The organism is Halomonas sp. E14 (assembly GCF_052568415.1).
Genome location: NZ_CP199423.1, coordinates 1,243,432 through 1,259,610, shown reverse-complemented (window position 1 = coordinate 1,259,610; position 16,179 = coordinate 1,243,432). Strand labels below are relative to the sequence as shown.

The window sequence follows — 16,179 nt, the reverse complement described above, 5'->3', positions numbered from 1 at the left end:
GGGCCGGCATGCGCCCGCGTCAGGGAAGCTGGTAGCGCACCGGCGACTGGCTGGAGGGGATGCCCACCCACTCCGCCGCCACCCGGCCGAACTGGCGGGAGAGCCGCTCGAACGGATCGAGGCGCGGGGTATAGTCGTGCAGCCTGACGTCGCCAAGCAGCTCACGCGATACCGCGTCGAGGCTGCCGATGACGTCGACCAGCCCTAGCCCCAGCGCCTGCTCACCGCTCCACACCAAACCGGTGAAGAGCCGCGCATCTTCGGCCAGCCGCTCGCCGCGCCCCGCCTGCACATCGTGGATGAACTGCCGGTGCGTCGTGTCCATCACCGTCTGCCAGAATTCGCGCTCGTCGTTCGACAGCGGTGTGAAGGGGTCCAAGAAGCCCTTGTTCTCGCCGCTGGTGAAGATACGCCGCTCGATTCCCAGGCGATCGATCGCCTCCTCGAAACCGAAGCTGGCGAAGATGACGCCGATGGAACCGACCAGACTGGAGGGCGCCGCCACGATCTCGTCGGCCGCCGAGGCAATGTAGTAGGCGCCACTGGCCCCCACGTCCTCGATTACCGCGATGATCGGTTTGTCGCCCAGCTCACGCAGCCGCATGATCTCGTGGTACACCCGCTGGGACTGCACCGGACTGCCGCCGGGGCTGTCGATATGCACCACTACCGCCGCGGCATTGCGCGCCTCCCAGGCGCGGTTGAGCCCGGTGATGATGCGCTCGGCGCTGGCCGGCGATTCGCTGTCGATCACGCCCCGCACGGTCACCACGCCGATGTGACGTCGTTCGGGCTCCCGGTCGGGCGTACCGAAGAGGCTATAGAAGGAGGTGGCCAGCGACGCCAGGATCAGCAGCGCAAAGAAGAAGCGGAAGAAGAGCTTCCAGCGTCGCGTGCGACGCTGTTCGGTCAGCACGCCGCCGATCCAGCGATCCAGCATCTCCTGCTGGGCCAGCCGCTGGCGCTCGCGCAGCGCCTCGGCGCTCTCGCCCCTCGGGGCCACCGCCGCGACCGACGCCTCCCGGCGCGCTTCACGCGCCTGCTCGGGCGTCAGCTCCGGCCCCTCGGTCCAGCGGTCTTCACGCTTGTCGTCACTCATGGGCACGCTTTCCTTTACGCCTGCTATTGGGTCAGCCAGTCGAACAGTTCACCTACCGTTCCGGCCGTATAAACGGGACGGCATGCCGCCAGCCTTTCCGGGGCATGCACGCCCCAGGTCACGCCCACCCGGTCCATGCCCAGCGCCTGGGCCATCGCCAGGTCGTACTCGGTGTCACCCACCATGACCGCGTCCTCGACGGGCATGTCCAGTTCGATCAGCAGCTCCTCGAGCATCTGCGGATGCGGCTTGGATCGCGTTTCATCCGCCGTGCGACTGGCATGGAACCATTCTCCGCTGCGGCTTTCGCGGAACACCCGGTCGAGCCCGCGGCGACTCTTGCCGGTCGCCACCGCCAGGCGTCGGGTCGGGCGCTCACGCAGCGCCGCAATCCCCGCCTCGATGCCAGGAAAGAACGGCATCGGTGTGCGGCTGCCCTCGACGAAGTGGTAGGCGTATCGACTGCGCAGCCGCTCGAAGCGTTCGGCGTCGATACCGGGACAGAGCCGGTCGATGGCTTCCGAAAGCCCCAGCCCGATGATGTCGCGCACCGCAGCCTCCTCCAGACGGCCCCAACCCGCATCCACCGACGCCGCCTGCATGCAGGAGACGATGCGGGCGACGGAGTCCATCAGAGTGCCGTCCCAGTCGAAGATCACCAGCCGATAGCGCATGCAAACTCCATGGTCGATTCAGGCCAGGGCCGCCCGCGCTCGCACCAGCGCGGCTTCCAGCTCTTCCGGAAGCGGTGCCCGGATCTGCACCGGCCGCCCGCTGCTGGGCTCCGGAAAGGTCAGCGACGCCGCGTGCAGGAACAGGCGCGACAGTCCCAGCCTGCGTGCCTGGGCCTCACCCTCGCGGGTACCGTACTTGTCGTCGCCAAGTAGAGGATGCCCCGCGTGGGCGGCATGCACGCGAATCTGGTGGGTGCGCCCGGTGATCGGCTCGGCTTCGACCAGGGTGACCCCGGCGAAGGCTTCGCGCACGGCGAAGCGCGTACGCGCCACCTTGCCGGCGGGATCCACGCGCACGCGCCGCTCGCCGTTGGCCAGCTCATAGCGTTCCAGGCGAGCGCTGACGAAGTCGCGCCGGGCAGGCCAGCGCCCGCCCACCAGGGCCAGGTACTGCTTGTCCATCTGGTGCTTCTTCAAAGAGTCGTTGAGCGCCAGCAGCGCCGGGCGCGACTTGGCCAGCAGCAGGCAGCCCGAGGTGTCGCGGTCGAGGCGATGCACGAGCTCGAGGAAGTCGAGATCCTCACGCACCTGGCGCAGTGCCTCGATCAGGCCGATCTTGACCCCGCTGCCACCGTGCACGGCGAGGCCGGCCGGCTTGTTGATCACCAGCCAGTCGGGCCCCTCCACCAGCACGCTGCCGGCCAGCAGGTTGCGCAGCCCCTCGCTGACCTCCTTGACCGCCTCCCGAGGCGCCACGCGCAAGGGCGGAATCCGCACCAGGTCACCCGTCGCCAGACGATGGTCGACCTTGACCCGCTTCTTGTTGACCCTCACCTCGCCCTTGCGCACGATGCGATAGACCAGCGCCCGCGGAACCCCTTTGAGGCGCGCCATGAGGAAGTTGTCGACCCGCTGGCCGGACTGCCCCTCGCCCACTTCCACCCACTGTACGTCGCGACCGTCGGCCATGACTCTCCTGCTGAAAATTCGTTGTGAGCCAGCATTCTAACGCACTCTGGAGCGGGCTGCGCCAATTGCTGCCCAGTTGCATTGCTGCTATATTGCCAGCTCGCTCGGATGGATCCCTTCGGTCCCATGGCGCCTGCCCGACAGACACGCAGGCCGGAGCGACGAAATCAGGCGCGCCGACCCGCACGAGCGGTTCCGCCGCCGTCGAGTGACGAACCAGCGACAAACACGAAGTTAAAGACAAGCAGTGACGCCACGCCCGGATCCCGGCTTGCCTAGTGAGATGGCAGGCGGTGGCCACGGGAATCGTTCCACATCGTGCCGGTGGCCGGCGTTGGCGAATCGATGAATGCCAGGTGTCTGGCGGTGACCGCAGGGCCGGATGGGAGAAGCCCCACCGAGACATGTCCTGCCTCCGCCGCGTACTCAACATGATCATGTCGTGCTGGGCCCTTTCGGGTACCGGTACGATCGGGCGCCACTGTGCATCCGCGACATGCGCTGAGCACAAGCACGCAGCACCCAGAGGTTCGCCTTCTTCGATGCCCCCGGCGCGTCCAGATTGCGAGACAACATGAAACGGATGCTCATCAATGCGACCCAGCCGGAAGAGCTGCGCGTCGCGCTGGTCGATGGACAACGCCTCTATGACCTGGACATCGAATCCGGTGCCAGGGAGCAAAAGAAAGCCAATATCTACCGCGGCAAAATCACCCGCGTCGAACCCTCCCTTGAAGCCGCTTTCGTCGACTTTGGCGCCGATCGCCACGGCTTCCTCCCCCTCAAGGAGATCTCTCGCGAGTACTTCCTGAAGGAGAGCTCGGGCCGCCCCAGCATCAAGGAAGTTCTCAAGGAAGGCCAGGAAGTCATCGTTCAGGTCGACAAGGAGGAGCGCGGCAACAAGGGTGCGGCGCTGACCACCTTCATCAGCCTGGCCGGCCGCTTCCTTGTGCTGATGCCCAACAACCCGCGCGCGGGCGGCATCTCGCGCCGCATCGAAGGCGAGGAGCGCACTCAGCTCAAGGAAGCCATGGGCCTGCTCACCGTGCCGGACAAGATGGGCGTCATCGTGCGCACCGCCGGCATCGGCCGCAGTGCCGAAGAGCTGCAGTGGGACCTCGACTACCTGGTCCAGGTGTGGGAGTCCATCACCGAAGAAGCGGGCAAACGCCCGGCCCCCTTCCTGATCTACCGTGAATCCAACGTCATCATTCGCGCCATGCGCGACTACCTGCGCCAGGACATCGGCGAGGTGCTGATCGACAGCCCCGAGGTGCACCAGGAAGCCCTGACCTTCATCCGTCAGGTGATGCCCTCCTACCAGCAGAAGATCAAGCTCTACGCCGACGAAGTGCCGCTGTTCTCGCGCTTCCAGATCGAGTCGCAGATCGAGACCGCCTACGAGCGCGAAGTGAAGCTGCCTTCCGGCGGTTCCATCGTGATCGACCACACCGAGGCGCTGGTCTCTATCGACATCAACTCGGCGCGCGCCACCCGCGGCAGCGATATCGAGGAAACCGCGCTGCAGACCAACCTGGAAGCGGCCGACGAGATCGCCCGCCAGCTGCGCCTGCGCGACATCGGCGGCCTCGTGGTGATCGACTTCATCGACATGAGCCCGGCGCGCAACCAGCGCGAGGTCGAGAACCGCATGCGTGACGCACTCAAGCTCGATCGCGCCCGCGTGCAGATCGGCCGCATCTCGCGCTTCGGCCTGATGGAGATGTCGCGCCAGCGCCTGCGGCCCTCGTTGGGCGAGACCAGCGGCGTGGTCTGCCCGCGCTGCAACGGCCAGGGCACCATTCGCGACGTGCGCTCGCTGTCGCTCTCGATCATGCGCCTGATCGAGGAAGAAGCCATGAAGGAGCGCAGCGCTCAGATTCGCGCCATCCTGCCGGTGCCGGTGGCCACCTACCTGCTCAACGAGAAGCGGGCGGTGCTGGCCGATATCGAGAAGCGCCAAGGCGTGAAGGTACTGGTGCTGCCCAATCCGGACATGTCCACGCCCCACTACGACGTGCAGCGCCTGCGCGACGACCATATCGAAGAGGTAGGCGAGCAAGAGAAATCCAGCTTCGAACTCTCCATCGAGACCGATATCGGCAAGGAGCCTGACACCAGCATTGCCAGGCCGGTGGTACGCACCGAAGCGGCGGTAAAGACGGTCATCCACAACGAGCCGGCCCCCGTCTCGCTGCAGCAGGAGCCGGCAAGCCAGCCGGTACCGTCGACAGCACCGGTGGCCCCGGCTGCAGGCGTACTGTCCCGCCTGGTCAAAGGCGTGGCTCGCTGGCTCGGCAGCGATGAAGGCGCCGCGCCCGCCAAGCCGGAGCCCACCAAAGCTGCCGGCACCCAGATGGAGCGGACCGCTGACGGCGAAGAACGCAGCGATCGCAACGGCCGCCAGCGGCGTCGCAGCCGCAGCGAAACCTCGCAGGACGACAACCGCCCCCAGCGCACTGCTTCCCGGCAGCCGCAAGACAATGCGCGTGGCGAAGCTCGCCAGGAAAGCAGCGGCGGACGCGGTGAAGGGCGCAATGGCCGCGGCGGCCGCAACGCCCGCGCAGACAAGCCCCAGCAGGAAGAAGGCCGCCAGAGCAAGCCGGCGCAGCGCAGCCGTGACGAACAGCCGCGCAGCCGTGACGAACAGCCGCGCAGCCGTGATGACCAGCCGCGCCGCCAGAGACCCGAAAGCCAGGACAAGCCCGCCGAGAAGCAGGCCGAGCCGGCCAAGGCAGACAAAGCGGACAAGGTAGAAGACGGCAAGCCCAAGCGCACCCGCAACAACCCGCGCAGCCGCTCGCGCCAGCACGCCATCAATCCGGCGGCGGAAGCCGAACAGCAACGCCTACAGGAGAGCGTAGCGGAGGATGCCGCCAACGGCCCAGTCGCCCAGCTACAGGCCGGCGAGCCAAGCAAGCCGACCGCCCCGCCCAGCACTGACACAGCGGACACACACACTGCCAAGGCAGAGCAACCGGCCGCTGCGGTGAAGACCGAGGCACCCAAGCCCGAGCAGGCGAAGTCCGAGCCGCTCACATCCGAACAAGCCAAGGCCGACGAGCCCAAGGCGGCAGAGCAGCCGGACGCTGCGGTGAAGACCGAGGCGCCCAAGCCCGAGCAGGCGAAGTCCGAGCCGAAACCACTCGACCAGGCCAAGGCCGAAGCCCCCAAGGCGGTAGAACAGCCGGCCGCTGCGGTGAAAGCCGAGGCACCCAAGCCCGAGCAGGTGAAGCCCGAACCGCAGACGCCCAACCTGGCCAAGGCCAAAGCGCCCAAGGCGGCAGAGCAGCCGGACGCTGCGGTGAAGACCGAGGCGCTCAAGCCCGAGCAGGCGAAGCCCGAGTCGAAGCTGCCCGAGCAAGCCAAGGCCGAAGCGCCCAAGTCGGCAGAGCAGCCGGACGCTGCGGTGAAGACCGAGGCGTTTAAGCCCGAGCAGGCGAAGCCCGAGTCGAAGCTGCCCGAGCAAGCCAAGGCCGAAGCGCCCAAGGCGGCAGAGCAGCCGGCCGCTGCGGTGAAGACCGAGGCGCCCAAGCCCGAGGCGCCCAAGCCCGAGCAAGCCAAGGCCGAAGCGTCCAAGGCAGCAGCACAGCCGGACGCTGCGGTGAAGGCCGGAGCCGAAGCGCCCAAATCGGAAGAGAAGCCGGACGCTGCGGTAAAAGCTGAAGCGCCAGCGAAAGCCGACGAGCCAACAGCCGCGCCCAAGCCCGAGGCGCCGGAGACGGCCAACGCGGAGCCAGAGGCCGAGGAAGAGGCTTCACCTCGCCGGCGGCGCCGCGCGCACAATGACCCGCGTGAGATTCGCCGTCGCGAGCAGGAAGCGCAGAAGGGCAATCAGGGCTGACGGCCCCGCTTGTCGATACGAAATGGCCCGCGCATAGCGCGGGCCATTTTCGTTGACGCAGACAACCGCACCGACCAGTGCCGGCGCCTCAAGCCAGCCGGGGTTCACGCTCCAACTGCACGCCAAACCGGGCGACGACCCGTTCGCTAACGCGACGGGCGAATGTCAGCAGCTCGCTGGCGTTGCCACCACCGAAGTGCACCAGCACCAGCGCCTGGCGATCATGTACGCCGAAATGGCCCTCCCGCCAGCCCTTCAGTCCGCAGCGGTCAATTAGCCAGCCGGCCGCCAGCTTGACACCTCCATCCCCCAGCCTGAAGTGCGGCATGTCGGGCCACTGAGCCAGCAGCACCTCGGCCTGTTCGCCGGTCACAATAGGATTCTTGAAGAAGCTGCCGGCATTGCCAAGCTCTGCCGGGTCCGGCAGCTTTTCGCGGCGAATGGCACACACCGCTTGGGCCACCTCCAGCGGGCCGGGGTTCGCCCCTACCCGCTGCGCCAGGTCGCCATAATCCAGGCGTGGCGCGGCACTATCTTGAAGCCGCAGGGTCAGGCCGGTAATGACCACCCTGCCCTCCAGCTCGCGCTTGAAGATACTGTCGCGATAGCCGAAGGCGCACGTCTCGGCGCTCAGCTCTTCGCGGCGCCCCTCTTCGATGAACAGTACCTGCACCGCCTCGACCACGTCGCAGAGCTCGACGCCGTAGGCGCCAATGTTCTGGATCGGCGCCGCACCGCAGCGTCCCGGAATCAAGGCCAGATTCTCCGTACCCCACAGCCCGCGGCGGGCCAGGGCCATGACCAGCGGATGCCATTCGACCCCCGCTCCGACATGGGCCAGTACATGCCTCCCCTGTCGCTCGAGCCACCAGTTATCCAGCGCCGGATACAGCACCAGTCCCGGCAGGCGCTCCGGCAGGATCAGGTTGCTGCCCCCACCGAGTACCGTCAGCGGCCAGCCCTGCTCGCTCGCAAGGCGCAATAGCCGACGCAGCGCCTCGACGCCGGTCGGCGCGGCGAAGCGCTCGGCGCGGCACGGCAGTCCCAAGGTGTTGGCCGCGGTGAGGTCGTAGTCGCTCAACAGCGCCTCGTTCAATGCCGCCGCCCTTCGCGCCACTGCCCTTCGAGGCGCTGGGCGATCTGTTGGAGCAGCCCCCGCGAAGCCGCCTCGACCAGGTCCAGCACTTCCTCGAAGCCCTGCTCGCTGCCGTAGTAAGGGTCAGGCACCGCGCGGTCGACGTGACCGGCGAAGTCGAGAAACAGACCGATATGGGCGACACAGCCCTTGGGGCACTGCTCCCGGATGGCCGCCAGGTTGTCGTGGTCCATCGCCAGCAGATAATCAAAGCGCGAGAAGTCCTCGGCCACCAGCTGGCGCGCCCGCAGCTCGCTCAGGTTGATACCACGCTGACGCGCGGCCGCCGTTGTGCGCGGGTCGGGCCCCTTGCCCACGTGCCAGCCGGCGATGCCGCAGGAGTCGACTTCCACCCGGTGGGCCAACCCCGCCTTCTCCAGCTCGCGCCGGAACACGCCCTCGGCGGTCGGCGAGCGGCAAATGTTACCCAGGCAGACGAACAGAACGCGCATGCTTCCTCCTTGTCACGGTTGCCCAGCCAACAGCGCCCGTACCCGTGCCAGGTCTTCCGGGGTATCGACGCCCGCCGGGTTGGGCTCGGCGGCCAGCGCCACCTGAATGGCGTGGCCGTGCTGCAGCGCCCGGAGCTGCTCAAGCTGCTCGAGCTGCTCGAGCGCCGAGGGCGCCCAGTGCCGATATTCATCGAGAAAGGCGGCGCGATAGGCGTACAAACCGATATGGCGCAGCCAGGCATCGGTTTGTAGCCACTCGGGGCGTGCGGCAAAGGCCTCGCGGTCCCAGGGAATGGGGGCACGGGAAAAATAGAGCGCACGCCCCGCCAGCGAGCGTACCACCTTGACCACATTGGGATTGAACAGGGTCTCGACGTCGCCAATCGGCTCAGCCAAGGTGGCGATGGAGGCTCCGGGGTCGTCGTGCAGCCGCTGGGCGACCTGGTCGATCAGGCGCGGCGGGATCAGCGGCTCGTCGCCCTGCACGTTGACCAGCACGGCGTCGTCGGCGAGCCCGAGGCGCTCGGCCACCTCGGCCAACCGGTCGGTGCCGGAGGGGTGGTCGCTGCGCGTCAGGATCACTTCGGCGCCATAGGGCTTCAGCGCCTCGCGTATCCGCTCATCGTCGGTGGCCACGACCACGCGCTCGGCCGCGCTTTCCCCGGCACGCCGCCAGACATGCGCCACCATCGGCTCGCCGGCGATATCGAGCAGCGGCTTGCCGGGCAGACGCGACGAGCCGAAGCGCGCCGGCACTACCGCGATGTACGCGTTCCGCTCGGCCATCACGCCTCCCCGGTACGTCCGGGCGAAGCCGGCAGCTTCTCATCGACCGTCATCTGGCGCGCCTCTTCCGGCAGCATGACCGGGATGCCGTCGCGGATCGGGTACGCCAGGCCGTCATAGTGGCACAGCAGCTCTCCGGCTTCGCGGTCGTACTTGAGCTTGCCCTTGCACAGCGGGCAGACCAGCATGGCCAACAGCTCCTTGTCCATCGTTCACCTCCGCAAGATATCCGCCGCCGCTTATCGGCCACGGTGAAATGAGTCGTTCAGCGCGACCAGCCGAGCCTCCAGCCAATCGATGAAGCCTGGCTCCGGCACGGCCTCCACTTCCAGTACCCAGCTGTTTTCTGGCGCGATCGCCTGGCACTTTTCGGCGTCCTTGGCGGTCATCACCAGCGGACGTGCGTCGGAAAAGGCCAGGTCGCCGGGCGTGAAAGGGTGGTGATCGGCAAAGGCATGCGGCACCGCCTCAACCCCAAGCTCGGCCAGCGTGGCGAAGAAGCGTACCGGATTGCCTATGCCTGCCACCGCATGCACCGGGCCGTCAAACGGCAGCGGCACGAGCGCCTGGGCCGTGCCCGAACGCAGCTCACGCCAGCGCACCGGCGCGAGGCGAAAGCCCCAGGCCCGGTCGGGTGGCGTGAAGGCGGGCTCGCCATTGATCAGCAGCGCATCCACGCCGTCCAGGCGAGAGAGGGGCTCTCGCAGCGGCCCCGCCGGCAGGCAGCGGGCATTGCCGAAGCCTCGCGGGCCGTCGACCACCACCAGCTCGAGGTCGCGCCCCAGCGCCAGGTGCTGGAGGCCATCGTCGCTGATCAGGATATCGCACCCCTCGGCGAGCAGCGCCCTGGCGCCACGCGGGCGATCGGGGTCGACCATCACGGGTAGGCCGGTCTGGCGTGCCAGCATGCGCGGCTCGTCGCCGCTGTGGGCCAACGGGGTCTGTGGCGTCACTCGCAGAGGGTAGCCGGCGCCCTGGGCCGCCTTGCCGCCGTAGCCCCGCGACACGATGCCCGGCCGCCAGCCACGTGCCGCCAGGTGCCGCGCCAGCCAGGCCACCAGCGGCGACTTGCCGGTGCCCCCCAGGGTGACGTTGCCGACCACGATCACCGGCACCTCGGCCCGCCATGTCGGGCGGCGCCCGGCCCGGTAGGCCTCGGCTCGGCGCTGCACCCCACAGCGGTAAATCGCTTCCAGCGGACGCAGCGCCCGCAGCCAGGCGCCGTCCTCGTAGGCGGCCTTCAGCCACTGCCTGGCCAGCGCCTCCTTCATGCCGGGCTCTCCTGAAACTGCAACCGATGCAGGGCGGCATAGGCGCCGTCACGGGCCAGCAGGTCGGCATGGGAGCCCTGCTCCACGATGCACCCCTGTTCCATCACCACGATGCGGTCGGCCCGCTCGATCGTGGAGAGCCGGTGGGCGATGACCAGGGTGGTGCGCCCCCGGCAGACCTCCTCCAGCGCCTGCTGGATATAGCGCTCCGACTCGCTGTCCAGCGCCGAGGTCGCCTCGTCGAGGATCAGCAGCGGCGCATCCTTGTAGATGGCACGGGCGATGGCCAGGCGCTGGCGCTGGCCGCCGGAGAGCATCACCCCGTTGTCGCCGACCACGGTGGCGTAGCCTTGGGCCAGCGGCGCGATGAACTCATGGGCATAGGCTGCGCGCGCGGCGGCCTCGATGGCCGCGGGGTCGGCGCCGGGCATGCCGTAGGCGATATTCTCGGCGATGCTGGCATTGAACAGGGTCACCTGCTGCGAGACCAGGGCGATCTGGCGGCGCAGCGGGGCCAGGCGATAATCGTCGATCGGCACTCCGTCGATCAGCACCTGCCCGGCGCTGGCCCGGTAGAAGCGCGGCAAAAGACCCGCGAGAGTCGTCTTGCCGCTGCCGGAACGGCCGACGATCGCCACCATCTCGCCCGGCTCGATAGCCAAGCTGATGCCCTTGAGTACCTCGGGCTGGTCATCGTCGTAGCGGAAGCGCACGTTCTTGAGCTCGACCCGCCCCTCGAGCCGCGCCGGCGCCAGGGTGCCTTCATCCTGCTCGGTCGGCACCTCAAGCAGGCTGAACAGCTCGCCCGCGGCGGCGATGCCCTTCTGGACCTCGCTGTTGATCTCGGTGAGCTGGCGCACCGGCTTGGCCATCAGCGAAGCGGCGGTAATGAAGGCGACGAACTCGCCTGGGGTCATGTTGTCCAGCAGCGCCGGCGACATCGCCAGCCATACCAGCAAGGCCAGCGACAGGGCCACCAGCAGCTGAATCACCGGCGTGCTGATCGCCTTGGTCAGCGCCTCCTTCATCTTCTGCTGGCGGTTGTAGTCACTGGCCCCGGCGAAGCGCGCCTTTTCGTACTCCTCGGCCCCGTGAGTACGCACCACGCGGTAGCCCGAGAGCGCCTCGGAGGCCACGTGGGTGACATCGCCCATGGAGTTCTGGATGCGCTGCGAAATACGCCGGAAGCGCTTGCTGGCATAGCTGACCACGCCGGCGATCAGCGGGGTTACTGCCAGGAACAGCAGGGTCAGCATCCAGTTGGTCCAGAACAGGTAGCCGAGCAGGCCGATGACGAACAGCCCTTCGCGCAACAAGATAGTAATAGCGTTGGTGGCCGCCCCGGTGACCTGCTCGACGTGATAGGTCACCCGCGAAATCAGGTGGCCGCTGGAGTGGGCGTCGAAGAATCGGCTGGGCAGGTGCAGCATGTGGTTGAAGACGTTGCAGCGCAGCGCATGGACCACGTTGCGTGCCACGTTGCTCATGAAGTAGGTGCCGAGGAACGTCCCCACCCCTCGGGCGGCAAACATGCCCACCACGAACAGCGGTAGCAGCAGGCGGAAGGCGGCATCCGGGTTCTGGATGCCGTCGATGAGGCGCTTCATCATTTCGGCCAGCGCGGTGCTCGAGGCGGCGTAGAGGGCGTAGCCGACAATGGCCAGCAGGAAGGAAACCCAGTGGGGCTTCACGTAGGCGAGCAGGCGCTTGTAAAGGGCCCAGCCCGTCGCTTCGCTGTGGTCTTGTATCACGGTGTCTCCGCTTGCGTGGGTGTCGCCGGGGCCGCCCGCGTGGCGATGCGGACCTGACGGATGCCGAGCGAGCCGGCGGCGTCGAGCGCACGCACCACATCGGCGTGCCTGGCGCGGGCGTCGGCTTCGACGATGAGGCCCTGCTGGCGCGCCTGCTCGGCGTCGCCGGCCATGGCGCTGGCGAGGCTATCCGCCGGCAGCCGGCGTTCGCCCAAACGGTAGTCGCCCTGCTCGGTCACGACCAGCACGACGGGGGTACGCTCCAGGTCAACGCCGGCGCTGCTCTCCGGCAGTTCCAGCTCCAGGGCCTGACGGGTCTCGAAGGTGGTCGAAACCATGAAGAAGATCAACAGCAGAAACACCACGTCGATCAGCGGCGTCAGGTTGACCTCCACCGGCTCACGGCGACGGCGGGCAAATCTCACGGCCTGCGAGCCTCCGCCAGGCCGGCGCCCGCCTCGCGGGGAGTGCGCCCTGCCGCTCCTTCCTGAAAAACGAGCTCGCCCGGATAGTGGGCCAGGAACTCGACCACCTGGCCGGCCTGCTCCTCCATGCGCACGGTGATCTCTTCAACCCGACGCACGAAGTAGCGATGGAACATCAGCGCCGGGATCGCCACGGTGAGCCCCGCCGCAGTGGTGACCAGCGCGCGGGAGATGCCGCCGGCCAGCTCGGCGGTGCGGCCCACGCCGTCTGCCGAGACGATCACCGCAAACACCTCGATCATGCCGACCACGGTTCCCAGCAATCCGATCAGCGGGGTGATGGCGGCGATGGTGCCCAGCGGGCTGAGGAAGCGCTCCATGTCATGGATTACCGCCGTGGCCGCCTCCTGCAGCCGCGCTCGCACCTGCTCGTGGCCCAGCCGCGCATTGCGCAGCCCGGCCGCTAGCACCCCGCCCAGGGGCGAGTGGCTTTCCAGCCAGAAGAGGTTGACCTGCCCGCGCGCCACCAGTGAGCACACCTCCTGGCCCAGCCCATAGGGCGCGATGCGCCGAGCGCGAAGGGTCCACAGGCGCTCGATGATGATCACCGTGGCCAGCAGCGAGCAGCCCAGCAGCGGGATCATCAGCCAGCCACCGGCGATGAGCGCATCGATCATGTCCATCCCGTCTTCCCTCCTCGCGCATGGCAAGCGGCGCGATCAATGCGGCGATTCTACCCCATGGCACCCCCCTTCGACACCGCCGCGGCGCCAGGGAATGGGGCGAGACGCCTGATACGCCAAGGTTTCCTCGCCGCCTAGCCAGAACGTCACGGCACCCTCCAGCGCAGTGCTCCACTGGCAGCTGCCGGCACGACGAAAGCGCCTCACCACCTCGCCATGCGGATGGCCGAAGCCACTGTAGCGACCGGCGCTGTAGATGACGTGTCCAGGCGCGAGCCTCTGCACCAGCTGCGGGCCGGAGCTGGTGCGGCTGCCGTGATGGCCGGCCACCAGCAGTGTGACGGGCCCCTCGACGTCGAGCAGGAAGCGGCGTTCGATCTCTCGCCCGACATCGCCGGTGATCAGCAGGCGGTGTCGGCCCGCCGTGACCTCCAACACGCAGGAACGATCGTTGCTGGAGAGCCCCGCTGACTCGTCGGGCGGCCACAGCACGCGGTAGGCGACGCCGTCGCGCTGCCAGGCCTGACCGCGAAGGCAGAACTCGAAGGACGCGTCGAGCGACTCGCCGAGCGGCGCCAGGAAGCGCCCCACCGAATGGAGCCGGGTCAGTGCGGCCACGCCCCCGGCATGGTCGAGGTCGCCGTGGCTGACCATCACCTCGTCGAAGCGCTGGCCCTCTGGCCACAGCGTGGCCAGCGGCGCGAAGCCGGAGGCAAAGCGCGGGCCGGTATCGTAGAGCAGGCGATAATTGGCGCTGCGCAGCTCCACCAGCTGACCCTGGCCCACGTCGAAGATGCGTACCTGGAGCAGGCCCGGCGCCACGGCGGGCTCGCGCAGCCCCAGCATGGCCGGCACCAGCAGCAGCGTAGCGCCGACTCGCAGCCGAGCCGCCAGGCCGGGCAGCGCCCAAAGCAGCGACATGAGGCCCAGCATGGCGGCCAGCGGCACCACGAGCTCGACGGGCGGGGTCCAGGGCGGCAGCCGCTCCACGGCAAAGGCAAGCAGGTGCATGAGCCCGGTGGCTAGCTGCTCGAATAGCCACCAGCACGCCGCGTTCACGGGTGCGAGCGGCAGCGTCAGCCAGCCGAGCAGGCCGAGCGGCACCAGCGCCGTACTGACCAGCGGCACCGCCAGAAGATTGACCAAAGGTGCAGCCGGTGCCAGCCGGGCGAAGGCCAGCAGCACGGCGGCGGCCATCAGCGGCGCCAGCAGCAGCTGCGTGCGAAGCAGCGCCCAGCCCCAGCCGCGCAGCCCGCGCGGCCGCTCTCGCCCCTGCCAGATCAGGATCAGCAAGGCAACGGCCAGAAACGACAGCCACAGCCCGGGGCGCCACGCCGAGAGCGGGTCGATCCCCACCACCAGGCCGAGAGCCAGCCACCACGCCTGCCACGGCCCGGGGGCATGGCGCCCGCTCGCCACCCACAGGCCGACCAGCGTCATGATCATGGCGCGCATGGCCGGCGGCTGCAGCCCCGCCAGCACGGCATAGGCGACGGCGGCGATCCCGGCCAGCCACCAGGGCCAGGTCGCCAGCCGCCAGCTACGCGGGGTCAGCAGGCGCGCCGCCACGCGGGCAAGCAGCAGCACGAAGCTTGCCACCAGTCCCACGTGCAGGCCCGAGATCACCACCAGGTGCGTGGTGCCGCTGGCGTTGAGCAGCTGCCAGTCGTCACGCTCGAGCCGCTCGCCGGCACCGAGAGTCAGCGCCGCCAGCCAGCGTGACGCCTCGGGCGAGAGCGACTGACGGTCGAGGTGAGCCAGTGCCAGGCGGCGCAGGCTGGCGCCCGCCTCGCTCAACCGCTCGGGCGGCGGCTCATTGCGCATGCTGCCGGTGGCCTGGATGCCTTCCCGCCACAGCCAGGCTCGGTAGTCGAAGCCGCCCGGGTTGGCGGAACCGCTCGGTGGCCGCAAGCGCACCGTCAGCGCCCAGCGCTCGCCCTCGCTCATGGGAGGCGCCTCGAAGGCCGTGACGCGAACGCGGCGCAGGCGGTCGCACGGCAACCGTGCGGGGTCGAGCGGCCGGCAGGCGTCGACGCGCACGCGCAGCCGGGTGAGTTGGCCGTCCTGATCGACGCTTTCCAACCGTCCCTCCAGCCGCAGGTCGGCGCGCAGCAGCCCCTCCGGCAGATCGGCCCCTTGCGCCAGCAGCACTTGCCCCGCCGTTGCGGCCATCACCAGCCACAGCATCACGCCGAGCCGACTGCCCCAGCCGAACAGCAGCAGCAGGCCGATGGCCAACCCTTCCAGTAGCCCCGCGGGCACCCACGCGCCCAACACGACGCCGGCCAGCGTCGACGCGGCCAGTCCCATCGCCCACCCGATTCTCATCCCCCCTCCCTGGCCCCCACGGCCAGCCCCCGACGCCACCCCAACCAGCGCTTTTCCCCATGCGGCATGGCGAGGCAGGGGGCATCCATGGATAATACCCGGGTCCCGAAGCAGCGAGCCATACGACATGCCGCGCCGATTCCTGCAGCGCTACATGCCCAATCCCGATACGCTCAGGCGCCAGCGCTCGCTGCGCTTCATGAGCCATCTCATCGGCGACCCCGGTCTGTGGGTTCTGTCGCGTCGCAGCGTGGCCAACGCCTTTTCGGTGGGCCTGTTCAGCGCCATGCTGCCGATTCCGTTCCAGATGGTAGTAGCCGCGTTCGGAGCCTGGGTGCTGCGCTGCAACCTGCCGCTCTCCGTGGGGCTGGTGTGGATCACCAATCCTCTGACCATGCCGCTGATCTTCTACGGCAACTACCGCATCGGCGCCTGGCTGATGGATATGCCCGTGAGGGAGGCCCCACACCGCGTCTCGACGCGCTGGATCGCCGAACGCATGGCCGACATCCTGCCGGCCCTGGCGCTGGGTTCGGTGGTCTCGGCCATTGTGCTGGCCATCGTGGGCAACGTCCTCATCCGCCTGGTGTGGCGCTGGCACATTTCACGCAGCTGGAAACAGCGCGCCATGCGTCGCCGCCTCAGGAGGCTGGAATTGGACGACTGACGGGCGGGTGCCCGGTCAGGCAAGGCAGGAGTGCCGGCCAAGTCGCAGCTTGACGACTCGGCCGGCGAGGACGTGGCGTGGCGACCCCACCGGGG

The 16,179-nt window shown here is 68.4% G+C and carries 14 protein-coding genes; 2 read left to right on the top strand and 12 right to left on the bottom strand.

Features of this window, described 5'->3' with window-relative positions:
• Positions 1-19: 19 nt before the first annotated feature.
• The 3 genes from sppA to ACT7B3_RS05795 are packed head-to-tail and all read right to left on the bottom strand — an operon-like array spanning position 20 to position 2,742.
• Positions 20-1,099 carry a signal peptide peptidase SppA gene (gene sppA, locus ACT7B3_RS05805; RefSeq protein ID WP_444678060.1) on the bottom strand — a complete coding sequence of 360 codons (1,080 nt, stop codon included), beginning with the start codon at positions 1,097-1,099 and terminating at the stop codon, positions 20-22.
• 23 nt (positions 1,100-1,122) lie between these two features.
• Positions 1,123-1,773, bottom strand: coding sequence for an HAD family hydrolase (locus ACT7B3_RS05800; RefSeq protein ID WP_445157188.1), 651 nt, complete (start codon positions 1,771-1,773; stop codon positions 1,123-1,125).
• Between the two features lie 18 nt (positions 1,774-1,791).
• On the bottom strand, positions 1,792-2,742 hold the full coding sequence (locus tag ACT7B3_RS05795; protein ID WP_445157187.1) for an RluA family pseudouridine synthase: 951 nt from the start codon (positions 2,740-2,742) through the stop codon (positions 1,792-1,794).
• 574 nt (positions 2,743-3,316) lie between these two features.
• Between ACT7B3_RS05795 and rne the strand changes: the two genes are divergently transcribed.
• A complete protein-coding gene (rne, locus tag ACT7B3_RS05790; protein WP_445157186.1) occupies positions 3,317-6,586 on the top strand; it encodes a ribonuclease E in 3,270 nt (1,089 codons plus the stop codon).
• Between the two features lie 88 nt (positions 6,587-6,674).
• Here rne and murB read toward each other — a convergent pair whose 3' ends face one another.
• Genes murB through ACT7B3_RS05745 form a run of 9 tightly spaced genes read right to left on the bottom strand, consistent with a single transcriptional unit; the run spans position 6,675 to position 15,417 of the window.
• On the bottom strand, positions 6,675-7,667 hold the full coding sequence (gene murB / locus ACT7B3_RS05785; protein WP_445157185.1) for a UDP-N-acetylmuramate dehydrogenase: 993 nt from the start codon (positions 7,665-7,667) through the stop codon (positions 6,675-6,677).
• Between the two features lie 11 nt (positions 7,668-7,678).
• Complete coding sequence (locus ACT7B3_RS05780) at positions 7,679-8,173, bottom strand: low molecular weight protein-tyrosine-phosphatase (RefSeq protein ID WP_445157184.1); 495 nt, start codon at positions 8,171-8,173, stop codon at positions 7,679-7,681.
• A 12-nt stretch (positions 8,174-8,185) separates the two neighbouring features.
• Positions 8,186-8,959, bottom strand: coding sequence for a 3-deoxy-manno-octulosonate cytidylyltransferase (kdsB, locus tag ACT7B3_RS05775; RefSeq protein ID WP_444678064.1), 774 nt, complete (start codon positions 8,957-8,959; stop codon positions 8,186-8,188).
• Positions 8,959-9,168: a Trm112 family protein gene (locus tag ACT7B3_RS05770; protein WP_444678065.1), complete on the bottom strand. Its 210-nt coding sequence runs from the start codon at positions 9,166-9,168 to the stop codon at positions 8,959-8,961. The genes kdsB and ACT7B3_RS05770 overlap by 1 nt, the downstream gene beginning before the upstream one ends.
• Before the next feature lie 30 nt (positions 9,169-9,198).
• Positions 9,199-10,230 carry a tetraacyldisaccharide 4'-kinase gene (gene lpxK / locus ACT7B3_RS05765; protein ID WP_445157183.1) on the bottom strand — a complete coding sequence of 344 codons (1,032 nt, stop codon included), beginning with the start codon at positions 10,228-10,230 and terminating at the stop codon, positions 9,199-9,201.
• A complete protein-coding gene (gene msbA / locus ACT7B3_RS05760) occupies positions 10,227-11,981 on the bottom strand; it encodes a lipid A export permease/ATP-binding protein MsbA (RefSeq protein ID WP_445157182.1) in 1,755 nt (584 codons plus the stop codon). Before msbA ends, lpxK begins: the two co-directional genes overlap by 4 nt.
• Positions 11,978-12,406 carry an ExbD/TolR family protein gene (locus ACT7B3_RS05755; RefSeq protein ID WP_444678067.1) on the bottom strand — a complete coding sequence of 143 codons (429 nt, stop codon included), beginning with the start codon at positions 12,404-12,406 and terminating at the stop codon, positions 11,978-11,980. Before ACT7B3_RS05755 ends, msbA begins: the two co-directional genes overlap by 4 nt.
• Entirely contained in the window at positions 12,403-13,089 is a 687-nt protein-coding gene (locus tag ACT7B3_RS05750; protein ID WP_445157181.1) for a MotA/TolQ/ExbB proton channel family protein, read from the bottom strand. Before ACT7B3_RS05750 ends, ACT7B3_RS05755 begins: the two co-directional genes overlap by 4 nt.
• 36 nt (positions 13,090-13,125) lie before the next feature.
• A complete protein-coding gene (locus ACT7B3_RS05745; RefSeq protein WP_445157180.1) occupies positions 13,126-15,417 on the bottom strand; it encodes a DNA internalization-related competence protein ComEC/Rec2 in 2,292 nt (763 codons plus the stop codon).
• A gap of 127 nt (positions 15,418-15,544) precedes the next feature.
• Here ACT7B3_RS05745 and ACT7B3_RS05740 point away from each other — a divergent pair, with 127 nt between their 5' ends.
• A complete protein-coding gene (locus ACT7B3_RS05740) occupies positions 15,545-16,084 on the top strand; it encodes a DUF2062 domain-containing protein (RefSeq protein ID WP_445157179.1) in 540 nt (179 codons plus the stop codon).
• Positions 16,085-16,179: the final 95 nt, after the last annotated feature.

Bases quoted from the DNA above. Each gene is read 5' to 3' on its own strand.
- sppA (WP_444678060.1), bottom strand. From the start codon at position 1,099: ATGAGTGACGACAAGCGTGAAGACCGCTGGACCGAGGGGCCGGAGCTG.
- ACT7B3_RS05800 (WP_445157188.1), bottom strand. From the start codon at position 1,773: ATGCGCTATCGGCTGGTGATCTTCGACTGGGACGGCACTCTGATGGAC.
- ACT7B3_RS05795 (WP_445157187.1), bottom strand. From the start codon at position 2,742: ATGGCCGACGGTCGCGACGTACAGTGGGTGGAAGTGGGCGAGGGGCAG.
- rne (WP_445157186.1), top strand. From the start codon at position 3,317: ATGAAACGGATGCTCATCAATGCGACCCAGCCGGAAGAGCTGCGCGTC.
- ACT7B3_RS05780 (WP_445157184.1), bottom strand. From the start codon at position 8,173: ATGCGCGTTCTGTTCGTCTGCCTGGGTAACATTTGCCGCTCGCCGACC.
- kdsB (WP_444678064.1), bottom strand. From the start codon at position 8,959: ATGGCCGAGCGGAACGCGTACATCGCGGTAGTGCCGGCGCGCTTCGGC.
- ACT7B3_RS05770 (WP_444678065.1), bottom strand. From the start codon at position 9,168: ATGGACAAGGAGCTGTTGGCCATGCTGGTCTGCCCGCTGTGCAAGGGC.
- lpxK (WP_445157183.1), bottom strand. From the start codon at position 10,230: ATGAAGGAGGCGCTGGCCAGGCAGTGGCTGAAGGCCGCCTACGAGGAC.
- ACT7B3_RS05750 (WP_445157181.1), bottom strand. From the start codon at position 13,089: ATGGACATGATCGATGCGCTCATCGCCGGTGGCTGGCTGATGATCCCG.
- ACT7B3_RS05745 (WP_445157180.1), bottom strand. From the start codon at position 15,417: ATGAGAATCGGGTGGGCGATGGGACTGGCCGCGTCGACGCTGGCCGGC.
- ACT7B3_RS05740 (WP_445157179.1), top strand. From the start codon at position 15,545: ATGCCGCGCCGATTCCTGCAGCGCTACATGCCCAATCCCGATACGCTC.